This is a genomic window from Streptomyces sp. TE5632 (genome assembly GCF_054061295.1).
In genome coordinates this window covers 696,016-721,600 of record NZ_JBSSEA010000003.1, presented here as the reverse complement: position 1 = coordinate 721,600, position 25,585 = coordinate 696,016, and the positions used below count along the sequence as shown (strand labels likewise).

The 25,585-nt window shown below is 72.6% G+C and carries 24 protein-coding genes; 18 read left to right on the top strand and 6 right to left on the bottom strand.

Translation table 11 applies throughout. The features are described from left to right. Positions 1-11 precede the first annotated feature (11 nt). The 4 genes from ACVW19_RS08435 to ACVW19_RS08420 all read left to right on the top strand — a co-directional run bounded on the left by ACVW19_RS08435 (position 12) and on the right by ACVW19_RS08420 (position 5,280). Positions 12-1,361, top strand: a complete 1,350-nt coding sequence (locus ACVW19_RS08435; protein ID WP_457458028.1) for an NYN domain-containing protein — start codon at positions 12-14, stop codon at positions 1,359-1,361. Between the two features lie 330 nt (positions 1,362-1,691). Beyond that, positions 1,692-2,789 carry an NlpC/P60 family protein gene (locus ACVW19_RS08430; protein WP_457458026.1) on the top strand — a complete coding sequence of 366 codons (1,098 nt, stop codon included), beginning with the start codon at positions 1,692-1,694 and terminating at the stop codon, positions 2,787-2,789. Positions 2,790-3,039: 250 nt separating this feature from the next. Next, complete coding sequence (locus ACVW19_RS08425) at positions 3,040-4,056, top strand: NlpC/P60 family protein (protein WP_457458025.1); 1,017 nt, start codon at positions 3,040-3,042, stop codon at positions 4,054-4,056. 33 nt (positions 4,057-4,089) lie between these two features. Next, entirely contained in the window at positions 4,090-5,280 is a 1,191-nt protein-coding gene (locus ACVW19_RS08420; RefSeq protein WP_457458023.1) for a hypothetical protein, read from the top strand. 56 nt (positions 5,281-5,336) lie between these two features. Here the strand turns inward: ACVW19_RS08420 and ACVW19_RS08415 are convergent, their stop codons facing one another. Beyond that, a complete protein-coding gene (locus ACVW19_RS08415) occupies positions 5,337-6,566 on the bottom strand; it encodes a glycosyltransferase 87 family protein (protein WP_457464495.1) in 1,230 nt (409 codons plus the stop codon). Between the two features lie 160 nt (positions 6,567-6,726). Between ACVW19_RS08415 and ACVW19_RS08410 the strand changes: the two genes are divergently transcribed. Continuing rightward, positions 6,727-7,869, top strand: coding sequence for a glycosyltransferase family 4 protein (locus ACVW19_RS08410; RefSeq protein ID WP_457458022.1), 1,143 nt, complete (start codon positions 6,727-6,729; stop codon positions 7,867-7,869). Positions 7,870-7,990: 121 nt separating this feature from the next. Here ACVW19_RS08410 and ACVW19_RS08405 read toward each other — a convergent pair whose 3' ends face one another. Continuing rightward, positions 7,991-9,799, bottom strand: coding sequence for an AMP-dependent synthetase/ligase (locus tag ACVW19_RS08405; protein ID WP_457458020.1), 1,809 nt, complete (start codon positions 9,797-9,799; stop codon positions 7,991-7,993). Between the two features lie 298 nt (positions 9,800-10,097). Here ACVW19_RS08405 and ACVW19_RS08400 point away from each other — a divergent pair, with 298 nt between their 5' ends. The 8 genes from ACVW19_RS08400 (at position 10,098) to ACVW19_RS08365 (ending at position 16,386) form a co-directional block, all read left to right on the top strand. After that, complete coding sequence (locus ACVW19_RS08400; RefSeq protein ID WP_457458018.1) at positions 10,098-10,895, top strand: metallophosphoesterase family protein; 798 nt, start codon at positions 10,098-10,100, stop codon at positions 10,893-10,895. Positions 10,896-11,033: 138 nt separating this feature from the next. Continuing rightward, positions 11,034-11,513 carry an SRPBCC family protein gene (locus tag ACVW19_RS08395; protein WP_457458016.1) on the top strand — a complete coding sequence of 160 codons (480 nt, stop codon included), beginning with the start codon at positions 11,034-11,036 and terminating at the stop codon, positions 11,511-11,513. 59 nt (positions 11,514-11,572) lie between these two features. Further along, entirely contained in the window at positions 11,573-12,787 is a 1,215-nt protein-coding gene (locus ACVW19_RS08390; protein ID WP_457458014.1) for an ArsA family ATPase, read from the top strand. Positions 12,788-12,844: 57 nt separating this feature from the next. After that, entirely contained in the window at positions 12,845-13,435 is a 591-nt protein-coding gene (locus ACVW19_RS08385; RefSeq protein WP_457458013.1) for a DUF5304 domain-containing protein, read from the top strand. 101 nt (positions 13,436-13,536) lie between these two features. After that, the gene (locus ACVW19_RS08380; RefSeq protein WP_457458012.1) at positions 13,537-14,490 is read left to right on the top strand and encodes an ROK family glucokinase; all 954 of its coding nucleotides are present in this window, start codon (positions 13,537-13,539) and stop codon (positions 14,488-14,490) included. 192 nt (positions 14,491-14,682) lie between these two features. Then, positions 14,683-15,219: a VOC family protein gene (locus ACVW19_RS08375; protein WP_457458010.1), complete on the top strand. Its 537-nt coding sequence runs from the start codon at positions 14,683-14,685 to the stop codon at positions 15,217-15,219. Positions 15,220-15,353: 134 nt separating this feature from the next. Beyond that, positions 15,354-15,590 (top strand): hypothetical protein, encoded by a 237-nt coding sequence (locus tag ACVW19_RS08370; RefSeq protein WP_457458009.1) that lies wholly within the window; start codon positions 15,354-15,356, stop codon positions 15,588-15,590. 37 nt (positions 15,591-15,627) lie between these two features. Then, positions 15,628-16,386 carry an endonuclease/exonuclease/phosphatase family protein gene (locus ACVW19_RS08365; protein WP_457458007.1) on the top strand — a complete coding sequence of 253 codons (759 nt, stop codon included), beginning with the start codon at positions 15,628-15,630 and terminating at the stop codon, positions 16,384-16,386. 31 nt (positions 16,387-16,417) lie between these two features. On the opposite strand, the gene ACVW19_RS08360 is transcribed toward ACVW19_RS08365, so the two are convergent. After that, positions 16,418-17,047, bottom strand: coding sequence for a hypothetical protein (locus ACVW19_RS08360; protein WP_457458005.1), 630 nt, complete (start codon positions 17,045-17,047; stop codon positions 16,418-16,420). Continuing rightward, complete coding sequence (locus ACVW19_RS08355) at positions 17,040-17,837, bottom strand: alpha/beta hydrolase (protein ID WP_457464493.1); 798 nt, start codon at positions 17,835-17,837, stop codon at positions 17,040-17,042. The genes ACVW19_RS08360 and ACVW19_RS08355 overlap by 8 nt, the downstream gene beginning before the upstream one ends. 230 nt (positions 17,838-18,067) lie before the next feature. On the opposite strand from ACVW19_RS08355, the gene ACVW19_RS08350 reads away from it, so the two are divergent. The 4 genes from ACVW19_RS08350 to ACVW19_RS08335 all read left to right on the top strand — a co-directional run bounded on the left by ACVW19_RS08350 (position 18,068) and on the right by ACVW19_RS08335 (position 21,904). After that, positions 18,068-18,823 (top strand): lysophospholipid acyltransferase family protein, encoded by a 756-nt coding sequence (locus tag ACVW19_RS08350; RefSeq protein ID WP_457458004.1) that lies wholly within the window; start codon positions 18,068-18,070, stop codon positions 18,821-18,823. Positions 18,824-18,859: 36 nt separating this feature from the next. Next, the gene (gene macS / locus ACVW19_RS08345; protein ID WP_457458002.1) at positions 18,860-20,125 is read left to right on the top strand and encodes a MacS family sensor histidine kinase; all 1,266 of its coding nucleotides are present in this window, start codon (positions 18,860-18,862) and stop codon (positions 20,123-20,125) included. Beyond that, complete coding sequence (locus tag ACVW19_RS08340) at positions 20,122-20,820, top strand: response regulator (RefSeq protein ID WP_457458001.1); 699 nt, start codon at positions 20,122-20,124, stop codon at positions 20,818-20,820. Before macS ends, ACVW19_RS08340 begins: the two co-directional genes overlap by 4 nt. Before the next feature lie 88 nt (positions 20,821-20,908). After that, positions 20,909-21,904, top strand: coding sequence for a 2-hydroxyacid dehydrogenase (locus tag ACVW19_RS08335; RefSeq protein ID WP_457457999.1), 996 nt, complete (start codon positions 20,909-20,911; stop codon positions 21,902-21,904). Here ACVW19_RS08335 and ACVW19_RS08330 read toward each other — a convergent pair. Both ACVW19_RS08330 and ACVW19_RS08325 read right to left on the bottom strand, forming a co-directional pair. Next, on the bottom strand, positions 21,856-23,787 hold the full coding sequence (locus ACVW19_RS08330; RefSeq protein WP_457457997.1) for an anthranilate synthase family protein: 1,932 nt from the start codon (positions 23,785-23,787) through the stop codon (positions 21,856-21,858). The two genes, ACVW19_RS08335 and ACVW19_RS08330, sit on opposite strands and share 49 nt — an antisense overlap. A 112-nt stretch (positions 23,788-23,899) precedes the next feature. Next, the gene (locus ACVW19_RS08325) at positions 23,900-23,956 is read right to left on the bottom strand and encodes a trp operon leader peptide (RefSeq protein ID WP_142195936.1); all 57 of its coding nucleotides are present in this window, start codon (positions 23,954-23,956) and stop codon (positions 23,900-23,902) included. Positions 23,957-24,199: 243 nt separating this feature from the next. Here ACVW19_RS08325 and ACVW19_RS08320 point away from each other — a divergent pair, with 243 nt between their 5' ends. After that, entirely contained in the window at positions 24,200-25,555 is a 1,356-nt protein-coding gene (locus tag ACVW19_RS08320) for a class II 3-deoxy-7-phosphoheptulonate synthase (RefSeq protein WP_457457995.1), read from the top strand. Positions 25,556-25,585: the final 30 nt, after the last annotated feature.

Here is a 25,585-nt window from a genome sequence, read left to right as displayed (position 1 = left end):
GGGTGTGACGGATGGTGGAGACCGCGGACGGGAGGCCGGAGGACGGCGCCGCTGAGGTGCTCGACCGTCCGCTGCCCGACGGCGTGCGCCGCCGGGTCGTCCAGATCGTCTCCGACGGCTTCGGCGGACTGACGGTCACCGAGCTGCCCGCCCAGCTCAGGCAGTACGCCCGGTTCGCCCCGAACCGCCGCGCCAAGTTCGCCGGCAACGCCATGGCCGCCGCGCTGGAGAGCGAACCGCTGTTCCGCCAGCGCATCGCGGAGCGGCTGAAAGAGGCCCAGCCGGAACTGTCCGGCGCCCTAGAGGCAGGCTCCCCGCCCCCGGCCGCCGACCCGCTGGACGTGGCGGCCGCGGCCTATGTCATGCGGCCGCCCGGCTGGGTGAAGCTGGTGACCGCCGCGGGCGAGGAGGCCCAGCGGGCCGACGCCGAGCGCGCCGACGAGGAGAGCCGGGCCGAGGTGGAGCGGCTGCGCGCCGAACTCGTCCGTGCCCGCGAGCACGCCAGGTCCGAGACCGAGCGGCTGCGTGGCGACCTGGACTCGGCCAGGAAAGAAGCGGATTCCCTGCACCGCAAGCTGCGGTCCGCGCTCAGTGACGTCAAGCGCGGTGCGGCCGCGCTGCGCAAACTGCAGGGAGAGCTGGACGCCGTCCGCGCCGACGGGCAGGCACAGGTGTCCGCCGCCGAGAGCGAGAGCCGGCGGCTCAAGGCGCGCCTCGGTGAGTCGGAGGCGGCCCTGGAGGCCGCCCGCCGGGCCGCCCGGGAGGGCCGCAGCGTCGAGGACATGCGGGTGCGGCTGCTCCTGGACACCGTGCTGGACGCAGCCCAGGGGCTCCGGCGCGAGCTCGCGCTGCCCCCCGTGTCCGTCCGGCCCGCCGAGACCGTGGACGCCGTCGAGCCGGGGCGCATGTCCCCCAAGGACATCGCGGCCCGGGCGCTGTCCGAGGACGACCCGGCCGTCCTCGAGCAGCTGCTGGCGCTGCCGCAGGCGCATCTCGTGGTCGACGGCTACAACGTCACCAAGACCGGTTATCCCCAGATGCCGCTGGAGAAGCAGCGCCTGCGGGTGCTCGGCCAGCTCGCCCAGCTCGCCGCGCAGACCGGCGCCGAGGTGACCTGCGTCTTCGACGGGGCCGAACTGGCCGCTCCGGTACTGCTGGCGCCGCCGCGCGGGGTGCGGGTGCTGTTCTCCAAGCCCGGCGTCACCGCCGACGAGCTGATCCGCCAGCTGGTCCGGGCCGAGCCGCCGGGGCGGCCGGTCATCGTCGTCTCCACCGACCGCGAGGTCGCCGACGGAGTCGCCCGCGCGGGTGCCCGCCCGGTCGCTTCGGCGGTCCTGCTGAAGCGCTTCTCCCGGGCGTAGAGCGCAGAGCGCGGAGCCCGGTGGCGACGGCGGAGCGGTACGTCCCATCCGGAACGTAAGCCCCAACCGCAACGTACCTGCCGATTGACCGAATTGGCGCGGTATTCACGCAACGTAGCGTCAGGTCGATATCACTGCACGTGAGTTGAGGGCAAAGAAACGTACTGTGACGTAGATTTTGTGCCCGAGGATTTGAACTGATCACAAGAGAATCACTAGGGTCAGGCCTCGAACCTCCGCTCGGGTGATCGTTCACATGGGGTGGCGACGGCGGAGGTCCCGCCCGCCGGCGTGTCGGTAGGCGGCTGGAGGAAGAAGGAGCTCGCCTTCGTGGCGTCCCACCGTCGTCCCAAGCAGCCGAACCGGGCACGTGTCACTGTGCTCACCACCGCTGCCGCAGCTGCCGTCGTCCTGAGTTCGCAGGCCGCCAACGCGGCCCCCAGCGAGAAGCCGAGCAAGGGCGAGGTGAAGGCCAAGGTCGACAAGCTCTACCAGCAGGCGGAGCAGGCCACCGAGAAGTACAACGGCGCCAAGGAGAAGCAGGAGAAGCTCCAGAAGGAGATCTCCACCATCCAGGACAACGTCGCCAAGGGCCAGCAGGAGCTCAACGAGCTGCGCGACGGCCTCGGTTCGATGGCCAGTGCCCAGTACCGCAGCGGCGGCCTGGACCCCTCGCTCCAGCTCTTCCTCTCCGCCGACCCGGACGACTACCTCGACAAGGCGTCCACCCTCGACCAGCTCAGCACCCAGCAGGTCGACGCGCTGAAGAAGATCCAGGAGAAGCAGCGCGAGCTCGCCCAGCAGCGCTCCGAGGCATCCGGCAAGCTCGAGGACCTCGCCTCCACCCGCACCGAACTGGGCAAGAAGAAGAAGGAAGTCCAGGGCAAGCTGGGCGCCGCGCAGAAGCTGCTCAACAGCCTGACCGCGGAGGAGAAGGCGCAGCTCGCCGAGGAGGAGGCCCGCGCCACCCGCGCCAGCGAGCGGGAGGTCCTCAAGGCTTCCGGCGCCGGTTCCGGTGCCGACGCCGGCACCGCCGCCGGTACCGGTACCTCCGCCCCGGTCTCGAGCGGCTCCGGCCGCGCCGGTGCCGCCTTCGCCGCCGCCCAGAGCAAGCTCGGCACCCCCTACGTCTACGGTGCCACCGGCCCGTCCTCCTTCGACTGCTCGGGCCTCACCTCCTGGGCGTACGCCCAGGCCGGCGTCGGCCTCCCGCGCACCTCCGAGGCGCAGACCGGCGCGGGCACCAGGATCTACTCGGCCAGCCAGCTCCAGGTCGGCGACCTGGTCTTCTTCTTCAACGACCTGCACCACGTGGGTCTTTACGCGGGCAACGGCCAGATCATCCACGCCCCGCGCAGTGGCACCGTCGTCCGCTACGAGTCGATGAACACCATCGGCGGCCCGTTCATGTTCGGCGTCCGCGTCTAGAAGGGGTCGGAGCGCAGGGTCTGTCGGACCCGGCTCGTACTCCTCTCGGCCTCCTGTCGGCCGCGGCAGGGCCGCGTACCTCCGTTCGGGGGAATCGTGGCCCGCCGTCCGACCCCACGCCCCGCCTGTGACCTGCGGTCAGAGGCGGGGCGTCACCGTGTGTGGCCGGCCGGGTCATTGGTCGGCCGCCCGCCTCGGGGTTACTGTCTGCCGCGTTTCCCTGTCCGTCAGCGGAAGGAGCGCGGTCCCCGTGGGGTCCCATCGACGCCTTGCACCCTCTCCCGGTCTCGACCGGGGCACCACCGTCGCCGTAGGTCTCCTGTCCGCGGCGGCGGCCGCCCTGGGCGCCGTACCGGCGACGGCCGTCCCGCACGACGACCCGACGGCCGACGTGGACCGCCTCTACGAGGAGGCCGAGCGGGCGACCGAGGCGTACAACGAGGCCGACTCCCGCGCGGACACCCTGCGGGGGCGGATCAACACCGTCCAGGACGAGATCGCCCGGCAGCAGGAGCGTGTCAACACCCTGCGGGAGTCGCTCGGTTCGCTGGCCGGCGCGCAGTACCGCTCCGGCGGGCTCGACCCCTCCCTCACCCTGCTCCTCTCCGAGGACCCGGAGGACTACCTCGAGCGGGCCTCGGTGCTCGACCGGCTCACCGTCCGCCAGACCGGCCGGCTGAAGGAACTCCAGAAGACCAGGCGCTCCCTGGACCAGAACCGGGCGAAGACCTCCCACAAGCTGGAAGAGCTGGAGCGGAGCCGCAGGGCGGCCGCCGCCCACAAGAAGACCGTGGAGCGCAAACTCGCCGAGGCCCGGCGGCTGCTCGACGCGCTCCCCGACGCCGAACGCGCCGCCTACGAGCGGACTGCCCGATCCGGCCGCTCCGGCCTGCCCGGCCCGGTCGGCGCCGCGGCCGCCTCCGGCCGCGCGGCCGCCGCCGTCGCCGCCGCCCGCTCCGCCCTCGGCTCGCCCTACGTCTGGGGCGCCAACGGGCCCTCCGGCTTCGACTGCTCCGGCCTGATGCAATGGTCGTACGCGCAGGCCGGGGTGGCCCTGCCACGCACCTCGCAGGCCCAGCGGCACGCCGGCCGGCAGGTCCCGCTCTCCCAGGCCCGGCCCGGTGACCTGGTGCTCTACCGGTCCGACGCCAGCCATGTCGGGATGTACGCGGGCAACGGTCAGGTGATCCACGCGCCCTACCCCGGCGCCCCCGTGCGCTACGACCCGGTCGGGATGATGCCGGTCTCGTCCGTCACCAGGGTCTGACCGGAGCGGCCCGGCGCCCGTACCCTCACAAGGGTGGCTGGTCGGAGGCGGGTGTCGGGTGCGCCGGTGATGGCGCTGTGCCTGCTGCTCGTCTCACTGGTCGGCTGCGGCGACCGGCCGGCCGTCGACGGCGCCCACGCCGAGGTGCAGGCACTGCTCGACCGGCGGGCCGGGGCCGTCCTCGGCCACGACGCCGCCGCCTACGCCCGTACCGGCACCCGGGCCGGGTACGACAGCCTGCGTGAGGTGCCGCTGGCCGACTGGACCTACCGCGTGACCGCGGTGCGCCGCACGGGTGACACCGCCACCGTCGACGCCTACCTCGGCTACCGCGTCGCGGGCTACGACCGGGCCCCGGTCACCACCGCCCGCACCCTGCGCCTGACCCGGCACGACGACGGCCGGTGGTCCGTCGACTCCGACCGGCCGGCCGGGAAGACCGGCCGGCAGCTCTGGGACCAGGGCGCGGTGCGTGCCGTGCACGGGGAACGGAGCCTGGTGCTCGGTGTCGGGCAGTCCGACGGGAAACTGCGCGACTACGCCGAACTGGCCGACCGCGCGGTGCCGTCGGTGTCGGAGGCGTGGAGCCCGCGGTGGGAACGGCGCGTGGTGGTCCTGGTCCCGGGCTCCCTGGAGGAGATGGCGGGGCTGCTGGGCTCGCCCGCCTCCTCCTACCGGGGGATCGCGGCCGTCACCACCGGCGAGACCGGCGCCGACGCGAAGTCACCCGCGGACCGGGTCATCGTCAACCCGGATGCCTTCGGACTGCTCGGCGACTCGGGCCGGCAGGTCGTGGTCACCCACGAGACCACCCACGTCGCCACCCGCGCCCACACCACCGCCTCGACCCCGCTGTGGCTGTCCGAGGGCTTCGCCGACTGGGTCGGCTACCGGGGCGGCGACCTCCTCCCGGCCGACGCGGCACCGGAACTCGCCCGTGCGGTGAGCCACGGGGAGGTGCCCTCCGGGCTGCCGGACGACGGCGACTTCGGCTTCTCCGGCGACGCCGACGGCCTCGCCCGCGCCTACGAGAGCGGCTGGATGGCCTGCCGCCTCATCGCGGAGCGCTGGGGCGAGGAACGCCTCGGCGCGTTCTACCGTGCCGTGGGCGCGCACGCGCAGCGGGACGGCGCGGTCGAGGACGCGATGCACCGGGTCCTCGGCACCACACCGGAGGCCTTCACCGTCGCCTGGCAGGACTACCTGCGCGAGCAACTCGACTGATCCGGCCCGGGCGTTCGCCGCACCGGGAGGCCGGGCCGGAGCCAGGAGGAGACCGGTCAGGAGGAGACCGGTGCTCGCGTGGCGCTTCGGGGATGGGGAGCGGGGGCCGCGGGCGGGAGCCCCCGGGGGACCGTCGCGCGCCACAGGGCGCGGGCGGCGAGGAAGGTGGCGGCCACCAGCAGGCCGTTGCGGAGGAACAGCAGGGCGATGCCGAGCGGGTCACTGGCCACGACGTGCGCGAACCACAGCGGGAACTCCAGCACCGTCACGAACGAAGCGACCAGCACCAGGGCCACCGGCAGCCGCATCCGGCTCCCGGGGTGGCACAGGCAGACCGCGGCGAGCCCGACCAGCCACACCATGTACTGCGGGCTGATCACCCGGCTGGTGGTGGTGAACATCAGCACGGCCACGAACGCGGCGTCGGCGAGGGTGTGCGGCTCGAAGCGGGTGGCCAGCAGCCGCCACAGCACCAGCCAGGCCAGGGCCGCCCCGGTCAGGACCATGGCGCCCGTGCTCACCCAGGTCACATACGGGCCGAGGAACTCCACCGAGCCGTAGTTGAGCAGCACCTGGCCGTCCCAGCCGTAGTGCCGGGCGACATGGAAGACCAGCGCGCCCAGCGACTCCACCTCCGTGCCCCGGTCGCGCTGAAAGCCCAGGAACGCGAACGCGCCCGGCATGAACACCGCGAACCCGCCCGCCACCGCGACACCGGTCACCGCGGCCGACACCCACGCGGAACGCCGGCGGACACCGAGCAGCAGCATCGCCGGCCACACCTTCAGCAACGCGCCGAAGGCCGCCAGCGCCCCCAGCAGCCGGGGGCGCCGGGCACCGGCCAGCAGCGCGGCCACCGCCACCGCGGTCACCATCACGTCGTAGCGGGCGTACACCGTCGGCCCGAGCAGCGGCACGCCCGCCACCCACACCCAGGCGCCGCGACGGCTTCGGCCCGGCCGTCCGCCCGCGTACAGCAGCAGTGCCAGGGTGGCCAGGTCGGCGAGGAGCACCAGGACGAAGAACGCCGTGGCGTACTCCAGGAACGGCAGCAGGCCGGGGGAGAGGATCGCCAGCGCCGCCGCGGGCGGGTACTGCCAGGTCACGTCGTCCAGCGGGAACGTTCCGGTGCGCAGGACGTCGTACCAGCCCCGGTAGATCCCGGACACGTCGCTGGTGACGTCAGGGCCGGGGAAGACGACCACCTTCAGGACCCACAGCAGCAGGACGGTTCTCGTCAGCCCCCAGAGTGCGAGCGGCCGAGCCGGGAACCCGCGCGAGCCCATCGTGTCCACGTGATTCCTGCCCGTCCGTGTGCGGTCCTGAGGGGCCATGATGTCGCGGACCCCGGTGAGCGTGCCACAGCGGCCCGCCGGGACCCGGTGCCGACCAGCCCACCCGGCCGGTTCGGTGCCGGGTGCCGGCGGTTCGGTAGGGTCGGCGACGATGCACAAGACCCTGATCGTGACCAACGACTTCCCGCCCCGGCCCGGCGGCATCCAGGCATTCCTGCACAACATGGCGCTGCGGCTCGACCCCGAGCGCCTCGTCGTCCACGCCTCCACCTGGAAGCGCACCCGGGAGGGCATCGAGGCGACCGCCGCCTTCGACGCCGAGCAGCCCTTCACCGTCGTACGCGCCCGTACGCCGATGCTGCTGCCGACCCCGCAGGCGACCCGGCAGGCCGTCGCCCTGCTGCGCGAACACGGTTGCACCTCGGTGTGGTTCGGAGCGGCGGCGCCGCTCGGGCTGATGGCACCGGCGCTGCGCCGGGCGGGCGCCGAGCGGATCGTGGCCACCACCCACGGCCACGAGGCGGGCTGGGCCCAGCTCCCCGCCGCCCGGCGACTGCTGCGCCGGATCGGTGAGTCCACGGACACGATCACCTACCTCGGCGAGTACACGCGCTCGCGGATCGCGGGGGCGCTCACGCCCGGGGCGGCCTCGCGGATGACGCGGCTGCCGCCCGGGGTCGACGAGAAGACCTTCCACCCCGGCTCCGGCGGCGACGAGGTCCGGGCCCGGCTCGGCCTGACCGACCGCCCGGTGGTCGTCTGTGTCTCCCGGCTGGTGCCGCGCAAGGGGCAGGACACACTGATCCGCGCCATGCCCGCGATCCTGGCCGCCGAGCCGGACGCCGTGCTGCTGATCGTCGGCGGCGGGCCCTACGAGAAGGACCTGCGCCGGCTCGCCCAGGACACCGGGGTGGCCGGCTCCGTCCGCTTCACCGGCGCCGTGCCCTGGTCCGAGCTGCCCGCCCACTACGGCGCCGGCGACGTCTTCGCGATGCCCTGCCGCACCCGGCGCGGCGGACTGGACGTGGAGGGGCTCGGCATCGTCTACCTGGAGGCCTCCGCGACCGGCCTGCCCGTCGTCGCCGGGGACTCGGGCGGCGCCCCCGACGCGGTCCTCGACGGCGAGACCGGCTGGGTCGTCCGGGGCGACACCCCCGCCGAGTCCGCCGACCGCGTCATCACCCTCCTCGCCGACCCCGAACTCCGCCGCAGGATGGGCGAGCGGGGCCGGGCCTGGGTCGAGGAGAAATGGCGCTGGGACCTCCTGGCCGAACACTTGAAAGCGCTGCTGTAGGACAACCCCCAGGGGCGCGGGGCTGTGACGTTGTGCGGCTCCGCCGTGTGGGCGCGATCAGCCACAAACAACCCGCGCCCGCCGGCGCAGCGCCCCCGGCACCCCAATCGGCACCGCAGTCCTACTTCGCGTAGATCGCCTCGATCTCGTGCGCGTAGTCCTTCGCCACCACGTTCCGCTTCAGCTTCAACGACGGAGTCAAGTGCCCCGACTCCTCCGTGAACTGAGCGGGCAGCACCCGGAACTTCCGCACCGACTCCGCCTTGGAGACCGCAGCGTTCCCGTCGTCGATCGCCGTCTGGATCGTGGCGATCAGATCGGGGTCCTCGCTCAGCGACGCCGCCGTGGCCCCCTCCGGCTTGCCGTGCTCCGCCGCCCAGCGGACCAGGAACTCCTCGTCGACGGTGACCAGCGCGCCCACGAACGGCCGCCCGTCGCCGACCACCATGCACTCCGCGACCAGCGCGTGCGCGCGGATACGGTCCTCGATCACGGCCGGCGCCACGTTCTTGCCGCCCGCGGTCACGAGGATCTCCTTCTTGCGCCCGGTGATGCTCAGGTACCCGTCCTCGTCGAGGGTGCCGATGTCGCCGGTGTGGAACCAGCCGTCGGCCAGCGCCTCCTCCGTCGCGCCCGGATTGTTCCAGTACTCCTTGAACAGGTGCTCGCCGTGCAGCAGCACCTCGCCGTCATCGGCTATGCGGACCACCGAGCCGGGCAGCGGCTGTCCGACCGTGCCGATCTTCGGCCGGTCCCAGGGGTTGAACGTGGTGGCCGCGCAGGACTCGGTGAGCCCGTACCCCTCCAGCACCGTGAAGCCGATGCCGCGGAAGAAGTGGCCGAGGCGCTCGCCCAGCGGCGCGCCGCCGGAGATGGCGGCCTCGCCGCGCCCGCCGAGCACCGCGCGCAGCTTGCCGTACACGAGCCGGTCGAAGACCTTGTGCTTGATCCGCAGACCGAGGGACGGGCCCGACGGCGTGTCCAGCGCCTTGCTGTACGCGATGGCGGTGTCCGCCGCCTGGTCGAAGATCCGGCCCTTGCCGTCGGCCTGCGCCCTGGCCCGCGCCGAGTTGTAGACCTTCTCGAAGACCCGCGGCACGCCCAGGATCAACGTCGGCCGGAACGCGGCCAGTTCGTCGGTGAGCTGCTTGATGTCCGGGACGCAGCCCAGCTTGATCGGCGCCATCATCGGCGCGATCTGCACCAGCCGGCCGAAGACGTGCGCGAGCGGGAGGAAGAGCAGGACCGAGCACTCGCCGGTGCGGAACAGCGGGCGCAGCCGCTCCACGATGTTGCCGCACTCGGCGAAGAAGCTGCGGTGGGTGAGCACACAGCCCTTGGGGCGGCCGGTGGTGCCGGAGGTGTAGACGATGGTCGCCGGGTCGTCGGCCCTGGCGACGGAGCTGCGCTCCTCGACCGTCTCGTCGGTGACGTCCTGACCGAGCCGCCCCAGCTCCTCGATCGCTCCGCCCGCGATCGCGCCGTCGATCTGCCACACGTGCTTCAGCGCGGGCAGCCGGTCGCGCAGCGACTCCACCGCAGCCGCGTGGCCGTCGCTCTCCACCACACAGGCGGTGGCGCCGGAGTCGCCGAGGATCCAGGCCACCTGTTCCGGCGAACTGGTCTCGTACACCGGCACGGTGACCGCGCCGGCGCTCCAGATCGCGAAGTCCAGCAGGGTCCACTCGTAGCGGGTGCGGGACATCAGCCCCACCCGGTCGCCGGGCCGGACACCGGAGGCGATGAGCCCCTTGGCGGCAGCCCGCACCTCGCCGAGGAAGGCGGTCGCCGACACGTCCTGCCACGCGCCGCCGACCTTGCGGGCGATGACGGCGACATCGGGGTGCTGCGCGGCGTTTCTGCGGACGATGTCGGTCAGATTGCCGTCCGCGGGGACCTCGTACAAAGCCGGAAGGCTGAACTCGCGCAAGACTGCTGCTCCTCTTAGGGCGCCGGCGCCACGACGTTGTGCGACGCGACGAAGGTGCGGTCCAAGGCTTGGGCGGGTACTCGAGGATTCAGCTGTTGAAAACCCGAGCACGAGTGGACTGCCCGGACGTTACCCGTCGGTATGGGTACTACGACAGGGGGCCCGGGGAGATGTTCGCTGCGTCACACAGCTGGGTGCTTCATCACGCACAGTATTCCACTGCCGCACCGCCGAGCCAGTTACCGCAGGTCCGGTCACCACTGTTCACACGGGACGTACACGCCTACCCTTGATCGCCATGGCTTCCACACCAGACGGGGACCGGCGCACGCGCGTCCATGTGGTCAGCGACGTGCACGGCAACGCCCGTGACCTGGCCCGCGCCGGCGACGGCGCGGACGCCCTGATCTGCCTGGGCGACCTGGTGCTCTTCCTCGACTACGCCGACCACTCCCGCGGCATCTTCCCCGACCTGTTCGGCGTGGAGAACGCCGACCGGATCGTGGAACTGCGCACCGCCCGCCGCTTCGAGGAGGCACGCGCGTTCCAGTCCCGGCTGTGGGCGGGCATCGGCGCGGACCGCGCCGGGGCGATCGAGAAGGCGGTGCGCAAGCAGTACGCCGAGCTGTTCGCCGCCTTCCCCGCACCCACGTACGCCACCTACGGCAATGTCGACATACCGGCTCTGTGGCAGGAGTACGCCGGCCCCGGCACCACCGTCCTCGACGGCGAACGGGTGGAGATCGGCGGCCGGGTGTTCGGCTTCGTCGGCGGCGGTCTGCGCACGCCCATGAGAACGCCGTACGAGATCAGCGACGAGGAGTACGCGGCGAAGATCGAGGCCGTCGGCGAGGTCGACGTGCTGTGCACGCACATTCCGCCGGAGGTCCCGGAGCTGGTGTACGACACCGTCGCGCGCCGCTTCGAGCGCGGCAGCCGGGCCCTGCTGGACGCCATCCACCGCACCAGGCCGCGGTACGCGCTGTTCGGGCACGTGCACCAGCCGCTGGTCCGGCGCATGCGGATCGGGGCCACCGAGTGCGTGAACGTGGGGCACTTCGCGGCCGGCGGCCGGCCCTGGGCCCTCGAGTGGTGAGGATGTCCCAGGTCGGACGAGTCGCGGTCGGATGAGTGGCGCCCGCCGGGTGCGCGATAGCCTTCCGCTGCACGGGCGTGCGCGGGGGCCACGCACGGCGATCCGAACTACCGGCCCGCACCTGGAGGAGCCACGGCGATGGCGGAACACACCAGCTCGAGCATCACGATCGAGGCGGCACCGGCCGATGTCATGGGGGTGATCGCCGACTTCGCCCGCTATCCGGACTGGACCGGCGAGGTGAAGGAGGCCGAGGTCCTCACGTCCGACGACCGGGGCCGGGCCGAGCAGGTGCGCCTCGTCATGGACGCCGGCGCGATCAAGGACGACCAGACCCTCGCGTACACCTGGACCGGTGAGCACGAGGTCTCCTGGACGCTGGTGAAGTCCCAGATGCTGCGCTCCCTGGACGGCTCCTACCTCCTGACGCCGACCGGCGCGGGCACCACCGAGGTCACCTACCGGCTCACCGTCGACGTCAAGATCCCGATGCTCGGCATGATCAAGCGCAAGGCCGAGAAGGTCATCATCGACCGGGCCCTGGCGGGACTGAAGAAGCGGGTGGAGTCGGGCGAGGAGCCGGCCGCCGGGTCCGGCGGAAAGCCGGCGGCGGAGTAGAGCACCGGCCGGGAGGGAGCGGCGCCGGTCGGGCACGGGCCCGGGTACCGTTCACCCTCATGCGTACCCTCCTGATCACGGGCCCCGGCGGCAACGGACGTACCACCGTCGCGGCGGCCACCGCGCTCGCCGCCGCCCGCGGAGGCGCCCGCGTCCTGGTGCTGGGCACCGACCGGGTGGACACGCTGGGCACCGTACTGGGGACACCCGTGGGCGCCGAGCCCGTCGAGGTCGAGCAGGGGCTCACCGCCCGGCGGGTCGACGCCGGTGCGGACTTCCGCGCCGACCTGGCCGCCCTGCAGGACCGGGCCGCCACGGTGCTCGACCTGCTCGGCGCGTCCCGGCTCGACCCCGAGGACCTCGGCCCGCTGCCCGGCGCCGAGGAGCTCTCCGTGCTGCGCGCCCTGCGGGACGCGGCGCTGTCCGAGGCGTACGACCTGCTCGTCGTCGATCTCCCGCCCACCCCGCAGGCCCTCGCCCTCCTCGCCCTCCCCGAGGAACTCCGCCGCTGCCTGCGCCGCCTGCTCCCGCCGGAACGCCAGGCCGCCCGCGCCCTGCGTCCCGTACTCGGCCGCCTCGCCGGGGTCCCGATGCCCGCGGAGTGGCTGTACGAGACGGCCGCCCGCTGGGACACCGAACTGGCCGCGGTCGAGGCCGTCCTCGCCGACCGGGGCACCGCCGTACGGCTGGTCGCCGAACCCGGACCGGCCGGCGCCGACGCGGTACGCACCGCGGGCCTGGGCCTCGCCCTGCGCGGACTGCGCACCGACGCGCTGGTCGCCGGGCGCCTCCTGCCCGAGAACGTCGAGGACAGCCGGCTCGCCGGCCTGGTCGCCCAGCAGCGCAAGACCCTGGAGGAGTGGCGCGAGACGTACGACGTCCACCCGGTCGCCCACCTGGGACGCGACCCGCGGGGGCCGGACGACCTCGCCGCGCTCGCCGTGCCCGGCATGCCGGCCGTCGAGGGGGCGCGGGCCGGGGTCGAGTGGCCCGTCACCGGCCTTCCCCACTCCCGGCTCCCCTCGAGCGGGGAGCCCTCCGCCGCCGACGACGGCGTACTGGTCTGGCACATCCCCCTGCCCGGCGCCCGGCGCGAGGAACTGGACCTGATCCGGCGCGGCGACGAACTCGCCGTCACCGCCGGGCCGTTCCGGCGGACCGTCCCGCTGCCCTCCGCGCTGCGCCGCTGCACCGTGGACGGCGCGGCCCTGCGCGAGGGAGAGCTGCGCATCCGGTTCCGGCCGGACCCGCGGCTGTGGCCGCGCACCTCGTGAAGCCGGTGCGGCCGTTCGGGTAACGTCGGAGGGGCCCACCGTAGTCAGGAGTCCATCATGAGCGATCAGCTCCCCCCGCCCGACGCCGCCGGGGACGAGCCCGTGGACGACGTGCGCGCCGTGGAGGACGACGTACGCGCCGTGGACGAGGCGCGCACCGCCTCCGACGCGGATGCCTGGGCGACGGCGTGCGCCGAGGACCTCGAGGCGGAGAAGGTCCGCCGCCGCGCCCAGTACGGACCGCCGCCCGGCTCGGCGGCCGAGGAACTGCGCAAGCTCGTCGACGCGGTCGCCGAGAAGTTCGACCAGTTCACCGGAGGCCTCCAGTCCCCCCTGTTCGGCGCGGTCGCCGGGCCGGCCGCGCAGCAGATGGTGCGCCAGGTCGTCCAGCAGGCCAAGGCGGCCGTGGAACCGGTCGTCGAACGCAACCCGGACGTCTTCGACCACCTTGCCGCAGCGGGCAACGAACTGCTCGCCGCCTACCGCTCCGCGGTCCAGGACCAGGAACGCCGCTGGACGACCCGGGACACCCGTGCCTGGAACCCCGACGAGGCCCGGGACGAGGGCGACAAGGGCGACGAGGACGACCCGGGCCCGGACCGGGGCGACGAGCCGGGCCCCGGCGGGGAACGCATCGACCTGGACTGAGAGCCCGAAGCCGATGGCCGGTCCCGCCGGTGCCGGGAACCCGGCGGCAGGGCCTCGGGTACCGTGGGCGGTAGCGGGGCTCGACCGGAACTGAGGGATTCATGGGACTCACCATCGGCGTCGACATCGGCGGCACCAAGATCGCGGCCGGCGTGGTCGACGAGGACGGCAACATCCTCTCGGTCCACAAGGTGCCGACCCCGGGCACGCCCGACGGCATCGTGGACGCCATCGCCTCCGCGGTGGAGGGCGCGCGCGCGGGCCACGAGATCGTCGGCGTGGGCATCGGTGCGGCCGGATACGTCAACCGCCAGCGTTCGACGGTGTACTTCGCCCCCAACATCTACTGGCGCAACGAGCCGCTCATGGAGAAGGTCGAGGCGCGCACGGGTCTTCCCGTCGTCGTGGAGAACGACGCCAACGCCGCGGCCTGGGGCGAGTACAAGTTCGGCGCCGGCAAGGGCCACCGCAACGTCATCTGCATCACGCTCGGCACCGGCCTGGGCGGCGGTGTCATCATCGGCAACAAGCTGCGCCGGGGCCACTTCGGCGTGGCCGCCGAGTTCGGGCACATCCGGATGGTGCCGGACGGCCTGCTGTGCGGCTGCGGCTCGCAGGGCTGCTGGGAGCAGTACGCCTCCGGCCGCGCCCTCGTCCGGTACGCCACCCAGCGCGCCAACGCGACTCCCGAGAGCGCGGAGACGCTGCTCTCCCTGGGGGACGGCACCCCCGAGGGCATCGAGGGCAAGCACGTCTCCATGGCCGCCCGCCAGGGCGACCCGGTGGCCGTCGACTCCTACCGCGAGCTGGCCCGCTGGGTCGGCGCGGGCCTCGCCGACCTGGCCTCCCTCTTCGACCCGTCCGCGTTCATCGTCGGCGGCGGTCTCTCCGAGGAGGGCGAGCTGGTCCTCGACCCGATCCGCAAGTCCTACAAGCGCTGGCTGGTCGGCGGCAACTGGCGCCCGGTGGCCGAGGTCCGCGCCGCCGAACTCGGCAACAAGGCCGGCCTGGTGGGCGCAGCCGACCTGGCCCGCCAGCCCGACCCGATCATGTGATCTCCCTTTCCCACGCGCACGGCGGCGCCCGCCCGGTCCCCTCGGGGACGGCGGGCGCCGCCGTTTCCGCACCGCACGTGCCTGCGGCCTTCTGCAGAGGACGGCCGCGGGCTGTGCAGGACGGCCGCAGGCCTATTCCTCGCCTACCGTCGCCGTCGACCGTCGACCGTCGACTTCAGCGAAGGGAACGCGATGCCCGAGCAGACCGACGCCGCACCGGAGGGCCGTACCACCGTCGCGCCCCGGGTCGTCACCGACGACACGGGGGCCTTCCTCGACTTCGTCACCCGGGCGTTCGGGGGTGAGGAGCGCGGCAGGGTGCGGACCGGGGACGGCTCCATCGGGCACGGTGAGATCCGGGTCGGGGACACCGTCGTGGCGGCCTTCGACCGGCGCCCGGACTGGCCCGCCCTGCCGAGCCTGCTGACCGTGTTCGTCGCCGACGCGGACCAGGCGTGCGCGCGGGCCGTAGCGGCGGGTGGCCAGGTCGTCACTCCGGTGGCCGACGACGCCTTCGGGCAGCGGGGAGGGCGTGTCAAGGACCCCTTCGGCAACATCTGGTGGGTGACCAGCCACGTCGAGGACCTCTCCGAGGACGAGATGTGGGAGCGGCTGCAGGACCCCGTGTACGCCGAGGGGATGCGGGTGGCCCAGGAGACGCTCGACGCCGAGCTCAGCGGCCGGCGCCAGGGGCGCGCCAGTGCCCCGGTCAGGTCGACGACCGGATGACCCGCGGCGGGCTCACGGCCCGCACACGGCGGCCCGTACGGGCCGTGGCCGGGCTTCACGCGCAACCCGCCCGGCCGCCTGGGCGTTGTACGGCTGCAAGGTGTGCCACCAGCGCGACAGGGGGGTCGTCGTCCATGGCGAACGGCAGCACGCTTGAGTCGTCCGACGGTCTCAAGGCCTTCGGGGCGGCCCCGAAGACGTTCCGAAAACGTGCCCTGCCCGCCCAGGAGCAGCTCGCCGGGCGGCCCAACCGCCCGCACGCGTCGGTCGCTTCGGTCGAGCAGGGAAGACGGATGCCGACCGCCGTCTTCGTCGAACGGGCGGAGGAGACGCCGACCCGGTTCGTTCCGGGCCGACGCCGACCCGTGTGACCCTCCCGGCCGGGCGGGTCGGCGTATCTTGATCCCCATGGCGACGACTCCGCTGCTGCCCGACTCCCGTACCGAGCCGGACGGTTCGGCCGTGGTCCGGGTGCTGAGTTACAACATCCGTTCGATGCGCGATGACACCGACGCGCTGGCCCGGGTGATCGGGGCGTGTGCGCCCGATCTGGTGCTCGTGCAGGAGGCGCCGCGGTTCTTCCGGTGGCGCAAGAAACTGGCGCGGCTCGCCTCCGCCTCCAAACTGGTCACGCTGTCCGGGGGTGCCACGGCCGCCGGGCCCGCCGTCCTGTGCTCCCTGCGGGCGACCGTCGAACGCACCGAGGACGTGCTGCTGCCGCTCACCCCGGGGCTGCACCGGCGCGGCTTCGCCACCGCCGTCGTACGGTTCGGCGGTGCCCGGCTCGGGGTGCTGAGCTGCCATCTGTCGCTGGCGAAGGACGAGCGGTACGCGCAGGGCGGCATGCTCCTGGACCGGCTCGCCGGGATGGGCGTGGAGCACGCGGTCGCGGGCGGTGACGTCAACGAGCGGCCGGACGGCCGCACCTTCCGGCGGCTGGGCGACTCCCTCACGGACTGCTGGGCGGCCGCGCCCTGGGGCGGTGAGTACACCTCGACGCCCACCGAGCCGCATCAGCGCATCGACGCCCTGTTCACCACAGAGGGCGTCGAGGTCCTGGGCTGCGGTGTCCCGCTCGACCAGCCCGGGGTGAGCGAGGCCGACCTGAGGGCGGCCACCGACCACCTGCCGGTCCTGGCCGCTCTCAGAGTGCCGGCGGTCGCGTAGAGCGCGGGCCGTGCGGGTGAGGGGCCCGCTCTCAGACCACCGCGCCGCGGCCGGGATCGTCGTCCTCGTCGCCGGTGCGCATCCGCATCACCAGGGTGGCGAAGCCGCCCAGGAAGCCGCCGATGCAGAGCGTGGTCAGCCACCAGGTCATCTCCCAGCCGAGCAGTATCGCCAGCAGGAGCAGCACCGGGCCGCCCAGCACCCCCAGCCAGGCGGCCTTGGAGGTGAGGTCGGACTCGGGCAGCGGCGGCGGCTCCGGCGGTACGAAGTGGCCCTCGTCGCCGTCGTCGAAGTCGTCGTCCGAGGGCTCGGACACGCTGTAGTCGCGCGGGCCCACGCCCGGCGCGAAGGCGATGGAGCCGCCCAGCGGCTTGGCCGGTTTCTCCCCGGTCTTCGCCGGGGCCTCGGCCTGCGCCGGCCCCTCGTCATTGGTCTCGGACTCCAGCAACGCCAGATCCTCGACCGACTTGAACGGCTTGGCGCCCGCCGGGTCCGGCGGCTCGTCCCCGTACCCCGCGACGATCGCCGCCCATGCGGCATCCTCGTCGAAGGGAACGGCCTGTTCCTCCGGACCCCGGCCGTCACGGCCCCGGCCGACCTCGCGCGCCTCCCGGTCCTCACGCCCTTCGCGGTCCTCACGGTCCGAGTCGTGCTCAGCCACCTGTGGTCGTCCCTTCCTTGCCGAGACCGGGCTCGTTGACGGCGCCGGGTGCGAGCCGGCCGATGAACGCGGTGCTCTCCTGGAAGATCCGCTCCGCGTCGTAGTCCAACGTCGCCACGTGGTAGCTCTGTTCCAGCAGGATCTCCGTCACGTCGAGCGACGAGACCCGGCCGAGGATCCGGGCCGAGTCCGCGGGCGGCACCACATGGTCCTGCGGGCTGCGCAGAAGCAGCAGCGGCTGGGTGACCTGGGGCAGTTCGCCGTCGAGCATGCGCAGGAAGGTGCGCAGGGAGTGGGCCGCGTGCAGCGGTACCCGGTCGTACCCCAGCTCCGTGACCGACGGGATCGCGATGTCGCTCGCGATCCCCTTCGTCGTGGGGATCAGATGGCGGGCCACGGGGAGCGCGTGCGCGGTCAGTCCGTGCACCTTGTTCGCCGGGTTGACGACCATGACGCCGCTCACCGCGTCGCCGTGCCGCGCGGCCAGCCGCAGGGCGAGCGCGCCGCCCATGGACAGGCCGGCCACGAACACCCGCGCGCACCGGTCCCGCAGCAGCCGCAACTCGCGGTCCACCTCCGCGTACCAGTCCTGCCAGCCGGTCACCCGCAGGTCCTGCCAGCGGGTGCCGTGCCCGGGGAGCAGGGGCAGCGAGACGGTCAGGCCGTGCTCGGCGAAATGCTCCGCCCAGGGGCGCAGCGACTGCGGCGAACCGGTGAAGCCGTGGCAGAGGAGGACCGCGGTCTCTCCGCCCTCATGGCGATACGGCTCGGCTCCGGTCAGGAGCGGCACCTTGGCCTCCCGGTCTGAAAGTCGTAGGAGTCGTAGCAGTCGTACAAAGGGGCTGTACGCCATGACGGTCATGGCGCGGGTGTCATGGGTCGCGCCCGCACACGAGTTGCAGGACCTTCACCGTACGCGACCGCACTGACACCGACCAGGGCCGTCGGAGCCATTGACGGTGCCCCGGGATATGGTCTGACCCACACGCAGAGGAAGGCACTCGGTTGTTGTACGGCGCGATGAAGTTCACCGTCGGAGGGTCGCTGAAGCTCGCCTTCAGGCCCTGGGTGGACGGTCTGGAGAACGTACCCGCCGACGGCCCGGCCATTCTGGCCAGCAACCACCTGTCGTTCTCCGACTCCTTCTTCCTGCCGGCCGTGCTCGACCGCAAGGTCACCTTCATCGCCAAGGCCGAGTACTTCACCAGCCCGGGTGTCAAAGGCCGGCTCACGGCCGCCTTCTTCAAAGGTGTGGGTCAGCTTCCGGTCGACCGTTCCGGCGCGCGCGGCGCGGGCGAGGCGGCGATCAAAAGCGGTATAGAGGTCATCGAGCGCGGTGAGCTGTTCGGCATCTACCCCGAGGGCACCCGCTCGCCCGACGGGCGTCTCTACCGGGGCAAGCCCGGCGGTCTCGCGCGCGTGGCGCTGGCCACCGGTGCGCCCGTGATACCCGTCGCCATGATCGACACGGAGAAGGTCCAGCCGCCCGGGAAGGTCGTCCCGAAGCTGATCCGGCCGGGCATCCGCATAGGCAGGCCGTTGGACTTCAGCCGCTACCACGGTATGGAGCACGACCGTTTCGTGCTCCGCGCGGTGACCGACGAAGTCATGTACAAAATCATGAAGCTCTCCGGCCAGGAGTACGTCGACATCTACGCGACCGCCATGAAGCGGCAGCTCGCGGACGCGGCCAAGGCCGACAAGGAAGCGGAGAAGGCGGAGAGGAAAGCACAGCGGGACGAGGCCGCCGAGCAGCGGCGGTCCGATCCCCAGTAGTCCGTCGGCGGGTCCGGGGCGGGAGTGGGGGAGGACATGCCCAGGGGTGGGAAAGTCATGAGGATGTCGGTCGAGCAGCCGCTGTGGCGCGCGCTCACCGGCTACCGGGTCCTCGCCATGGTCTACGCGGTCGGCCTGTTCGCCACCGCCCACGACGAGTTCGAGCGCCCCTGGCTCGCCGTGGCCTACTTCGCCGTGCTGGCCGTGTGGACCCTGACCACCCTGCCCCGGATCGCGAACGCCGCCCGCTGCACCAAGCCCTTCCTCACCGCCGACCTGACCGTCGCACTCGTCGGCATCCTGCTCACCCCCGTCGCCGACGCCCACGAGCGGGTCCAGGCGGGCGGCCCGACCATGCCCTCGATCTGGACCGCCGGCTCGGTGCTCGCCTTCGCCATCAAGGGCGGCTGGCGCTGGGCGGCCCTCGCCTCCACCCTGGTCGCCGTCGCCAACCTGATCGAGCGCGGCAGCCCCGCCCGCGACACCGTGCACAACGTGATCCTCGTCTGGGTCGCCGCCATCGCCATCGGCTACGTCGTCGAGGTCGCCCGCGCCTCCGAGCGCACCCTCGCCCGCGCCCTGGAGATCGAGGCCGCGACCAGGGAACGGGAGCGGCTCGCGCGCGACATCCACGACGGCGTGCTCCAGGTGCTCGCGATGGTGCAGCGGCGCGGCGCGGTGATCGGCGGCGAGGCGGCCGAACTGGGCCGGATGGCCGGCGAGCAGGAGGTGGCGCTGCGCACACTGGTCTCCGGCGGCCTGGTGCCCGTACCCAGGGCCCCGCGGGACACGGCCGGGGGAGAGGCCGTACGCACCGTGGACGACACCGCCGGTGCGGCCGGCGGCGTCCCGGAGAACGGCAGCGGGGACGGCCCCGTCGACCTGCGTGCCCTGCTCGCCCCGTACGCCGGTGCCCTGGTCAACCTCGCCGAACCCGGGGCGCCGGTGCCGCTCGCGCCGGCCGCCGCGCGGGAGGTCGCCGCCGCCGTCGGGGCGGCCCTGGACAACGTGCGCAAGCACGCCGGGCCGGACGCCCGCGCCTGGATCCTGGTCGAGGACGAACCGGACGAGGTGATCGTCACCGTCCGCGACGACGGGCCCGGCATCCCCGAGGGCCGGCTCGCCCAGGCCGAGGGTGAGGGACGGCTCGGGGTGGCCCTGTCGATCCGCGGACGGCTGCGCGACCTCGGCGGCAGCGCGGAACTGATCTCGGTGCCGGGCCAGGGCACGGAGGTCGAGCTGAAGGTGCCCAAGGACATGAAGGAAGCGGACGACCCGCGGGGGAAGGCGGAGCAGCGATGACGGACACGGCAGCCGAACGGGGAACAGGCCAGGGCCCGGTCAAGGTGATGGTGGTCGACGACCACCCCATGTGGCGCGACGCCGTCGCCCGCGACCTGTCCGAGTCCGGCTTCGAGGTGGTCGCCACCGCCGGTGACGGCGACCAGGCCGTGCGCCGCGCCAGGGCCGCCGTCCCCGACGTCCTCGTCCTCGACCTGAACCTGCCCGGCAAGCCCGGTGTCCAGGTCTGCAAGGAGGTCGTCGCCGCGGACCCCGCCCTGCGCGTGCTGGTGCTCTCGGCGAGCGGTGAGCACGCCGACGTCCTGGAAGCGGTGAAGTCGGGCGCCACCGGCTATCTGCTGAAGTCGGCCTCGACCCAGGAGCTCCAGGACGCGGTGCGCCGTACGGCGGCCGGCGACCCGGTGTTCACCCCGGGCCTGGCCGGGCTGGTCCTCGGTGAGTACCGCCGTCTGGCCTCCGATCCGGCACCCGTCCCGGAGAGCGGCGGAACCAAGGCGCCCCGGCTGACCGACCGGGAGACCGAGGTGCTGCGTCTGGTCGCCAAGGGCCTCAGCTACAAGCAGATCGCCGAACGGCTCGTCATCTCCCACCGCACGGTGCAGAACCACGTCCAGAACACCCTCGGCAAGCTCCAGCTGCACAACCGCGTGGAACTCGTCCGCTACGCCATCGAACGCGGCCTCGACGACGAGTAGGGCCCGTCAGGCCCCAGCCGCACTCCGCTCCAGCCCCGTATATTCACGCATGAGGCGACAAGCCCGGCACGACCCCCGGAGGGACCCCGTGGAAATCCTCGCGTTCGGTGTGCAGTCCGACGAGAAGCCCATGATCGAACGGGCCTTCCGGGGCCATCACGAGGTACGTGGCCTGGACGTCTTCCTCAACGAGGACACCGCCCTCATCGCGACCGGCCACGAGGTGATCTCCACCAGCGTCAACTGCGACCTCGGCGCCGGGGTCCTCGAGAACCTGGCGGCCGGCGGCACCCGGATGATCGCCCAGCGGTCCACCGGCTTCAACAACGTCGACCTGAAGACGGCCGAGCGGCTCGGCCTGACGGTCGCCCGGGTGTCGTACTACTCGCCCCACTCGGTCGCCGAGTTCGCCTGGACCCTCGCCATGGCGGTCAACCGCCGTATCGTCCGCGCCTCCACCCGCACCCGCGACTTCGACTTCCGCCTCGACGGCCTGATGGGCCGCGACATGCACGGCCGCACCGCCGGCGTCCTCGGCACCGGCAAGATCGGCGAGGCGTTCGCCCGGATCGCGCACGGCTTCGGCATGCGGCTGCTCGGCTGGGACGTCGCCGAGAACCCCGCCTGCCGGGAACTCGGCATGACCTACGTCCCCAAGGAGCAACTGCTCGCCGAGTCCGACCTGGTCACCCTGCACGTTCCGCTCGTGCCGGAGACCCAGCGGCTGATCGACGGACCCGCCCTGAGGACGATGCGGGACGACGCGATCCTGGTGAACTCCAGCCGCGGCGGACTCGTCGACACCGCCGCCCTCGTCGCCGAACTGCGCGCGGGCCGCTTCACCGGCGTCGGACTGGACGTGTACGAGGCGGAGGCGGGCCTGTTCTTCCTCGACAAGTCCCTGGAGGCCGTCGAGGACGACACCCTGGCCCGCCTCGTCACCTTCCCCAACGTCCTGGTGACGTCCCACCAGGCGTACTACACCGTGGACGCGGTCAGCCAGATCATCGAGACCACGGTGCGCAACGTCCTCGACTACACCGAGGGCCGCCGCTCGGAGAACGTCCTCGTACCGCGCAGCTGACCCATCAGCTCCGCGACGAGCGCCGCGCCGTTCAGGGTGAGCACCGACTCGGGGTGGAACTGCAGCGACGCGAAGCCGGGCCCGCGCAGGGCGTGCACCTCGCCGTTCGCCGCGCGGCTCACCTCGATGCCGTGCGCGGCCAGTTCCGCCGCCGCCCCGTCGTCGCACCGGGCGACGAAGCTGTTGTAGAAGCCGACCGTCTCCGGCCGCCCGAACAGGTCGATCCCGGTCTGCGCCCCCTGGTACGGCACCTCCTTGCGGACCGTGTCGAGACCCAGCTCGGCCGCGATCAGCTCGTGGCCGAGGCAGACGCCGAGGACGCCGTGCCGGTGGTCCCTGATCACCGCGGCGGTCAGGCCGCGCAGGAACCGCATCTTCGCGTCGGCCGTGTCGGACGGGTCACCGGGGCCGGGCCCCAGCACCACGGGCCCCTCGTGCCCGAGCACCGTCTCCCGCAGCCCCGGTTCGTCGTACCGCCGGACGGTGACCGCGAGCCCCGAGGAGCGCAGCACATGCGCGAGCATCGCCGTGAAGGTGTCCTCCCCGTCGACGACCAGGGCGTGTCCCGCGAGTCCCGCCCGTCCCGCCGGCGCGGCCGACGGCTCCCGCATCCGCAGCCAGAACGGGGCCAGTGAGGCCCGCCGCCCGTCCAGCGCGGCCCGCACCCGCGGATCGTCGGCCAGCCGCGGCCGTACGGACTCCTCACGCGGCCGTCCCGGGCGCACCCCCAGCGCGACCAGCACCCCGGCCGCCTTCGCATGGGTCTCGGCGACCTCGGCCGCCGGGTCCGAGCCCCGCACCAGCGTGGCGCCGACCGGCACCCGCAGCCGCCCCGCCGCGTCGATGTCGGCGGTGCGGATGAGGATGGGGGAGTCGAGGCTCTGCGCACCGACGGACCCCTCCCGCCCGCCACCCGCGGACCGGCCGATCAGCGCCAGCGCTCCCGCGTAGTACCCGCGCCCGGCGGGCTCGTGCCGCCGGATCACCCGGCAGGCGTTCTGCACCGGCGACCCGGTGACGGTCGCGGCGAACATGGTCTCCTTCAGCACCTCCCGCACATCCATCGAGGAGCGGCCGCGCAGCTCGTACTCGGTGTGGGCGAGATGCGCCATCTCCTTCAGCCGGGGACCGACCACGACCCCGCCCATGTCACCGACGGTGCACATCATCTTGAGCTCCTCGTCGACGACCATCGACAGCTCCTCGATCTCCTTGCCGTCGGCGAGGAAGTCCAGCAGGTGCTCGGGGGTCGGTCCCCCGGCCGGGTAGCGGTACGTGCCGCTGATCGGGTTCATCACGACGGTCCCGCCGGACGCCCGCACATGCACCTCGGGGCTCGCGCCGACCAGCGTCCGCCCGCCCGCCTCCTGCCCGGTGCACACCACGAACGTCCAGTACGCGCCCCGCTCGCCCTCCAGCAGCCGCCGGAACAGCGCCAGCGCGTCGGCCCGCCCGAACCCGGGGATCTCACCCTCGTAGGTCCGCCGGATCACGAAGTTGGCGCCTTCGCCCCGTCCGATCTCCTCCCGCAGCACCCGCCCGACGATCTCGGCGTACGCGTCGTCGTCGACGTCGAAGCCGCCGCCCTCCACCCGGACGTCGTGCGCGGGCAGCTGTTCCAGGGCAGCGGAGAGCGGGATCTCGTGGCGCTCCTCGGGAGTCAGCACCAGCAGCGGGGTGCCGTCGTCGCGCACGTCGAAACCGCGCTCCCGGATCTGCCGGAAGGGGATGAGCGCCAGCCCCTCGTCGGGCAGGTCGGCCAGCCGGTCACGGGGGCTGACGGGGCCGAGCAGCAGCTCCACCACGGTGTCGTCGTGGCCGGGGGTGCGGCGGCGCAGCAGGGCGAACGGGCGGGGGTCGTCCAGCAGGTCGAGCAGGTTCATCGGTCGTGGTCCCTCGGTGACGGAGGGCCGGCCGGGGCGCCGCGCGGGCCGCGAAAACGCCGAAGGCCGCCCCTCGGGCGGCCTTCGCGGAGTCTTGCGTACGCGCGATGAGTCAGTGGGCCGCCGGAGAAGCGGTCCACCACCAGTTCTGGATCGAGTGCGCGAACATGTCACGCACGCTAACACGATGAGGATGCGTGACGTGTGCCGTCCCGCGTCGTTGCACACGATGTTCCCCGCCGAGGCGGGGGCGCTCCGCTCAAGACGTTGCTCCAGATGGGCGTCGTGCGGTTGCTCCCCGCCGCTGTGGGGATGTGAGGGTCTGTGCCCCGGTTCGCACCGGCCGGGCAGACCCGTCTCACGGACTGAGCGTGGCGATGGATAGCCGAATCGACCGCGTACTGTTGGACCCGTGACCGTGAACGCTGATTCTCGAAACGTCGCCGCTCAGGCGACTTGGCGAAACCTGCCCGCGGCGCAGCAGCCCGAGTACCCGGATGCCGAGGCTCTGCGCGATGTGATCGCCGAGCTTGAAACGTATCCCCCACTGGTGTTCGCCGGCGAGTGCGACCAGCTGCGCGCGCGTATGGCCGCGGTCGCTCGGGGCGAGGCGTTCCTGCTGCAGGGCGGCGACTGTGCCGAGTCCTTCGACGCGGTGTCCGCCGAGCACATCCGCGCCAAACTCCAAACCCTGCTTCAGATGGGCGCCGTCCTCACCTACGCCGCCTCCGTGCCCGTGGTGAAGGTCGGTCGGATCGCCGGCCAGTACTCCAAGCCGCGCTCCAAGTCGACCGAGACCCGCGACGGCGTGACCCTGCCCACCTACCGCGGCGACTCCGTCAACGGCTTCGACTTCACCGAAGAGGCCCGCGTCCCGGACCCCGAGCGGCTGAAGCGGATGTACAACGCCTCGGCCTCCACGCTGAACCTGGTGCGCGCCTTCACCACCGGCGGCTACGCCGACCTGCGCCAGGTGCACGCCTGGAACCAGGACTTCGTGAAGTCGTCCCCGTCCGGCCAGCGCTACGAGCAGCTCGCCCGCGAGATCGACAACGCGCTGAACTTCATGCAGGCCTGCGGGGTCGAGCCGGAGGAGTTCAAGACCGTCGAGTTCTTCTCCTCGCACGAGGCGCTGCTGCTGGACTACGAGTCGGCGCTGACCCGCGTCGACTCGCGCACCGGCCGGCTGTACGACGTCTCCGCGCACATGGTGTGGATCGGTGAGCGCACCCGGCAGCTGGACCACGCGCACATCGAGTTCGCCTCGAAGATCCGCAACCCGATCGGCGTCAAGCTCGGCCCGACCACCACCGCCGAGGACGCGCTGCAGTACATCGAGCGGCTCGACCCCGAGCGTGAGCCGGGCCGGCTGACCTTCATCGTCCGGATGGGCGCGGACAAGGTCCGCGACCGGCTTCCCGAGCTGGTCGAGAAGGTCACCGCCTCCGGTGCCACCGTCGCCTGGGTGACCGACCCGATGCACGGCAACACCTTCGAGGCGGCCTCCGGGCACAAGACCCGCCGCTTCGACGACGTGCTCGACGAGGTGAAGGGCTTCTTCGAGGTCCACAAGGCGCTCGGCACCCACCCGGGCGGCATCCACGTGGAACTCACCGGCGACGACGTCACCGAGTGCGTGGGCGGCGGCGACGAGATCTTCGTCGACGATCTGCACCAGCGCTACGAGACCGCCTGCGACCCCCGGCTGAACCGCAGCCAGTCGCTGGACCTGGCGTTCCTCGTCGCCGAGATGTACCGGGACCAGTAACACCGCTCACCTGCCGAAACGGCGAGGGGT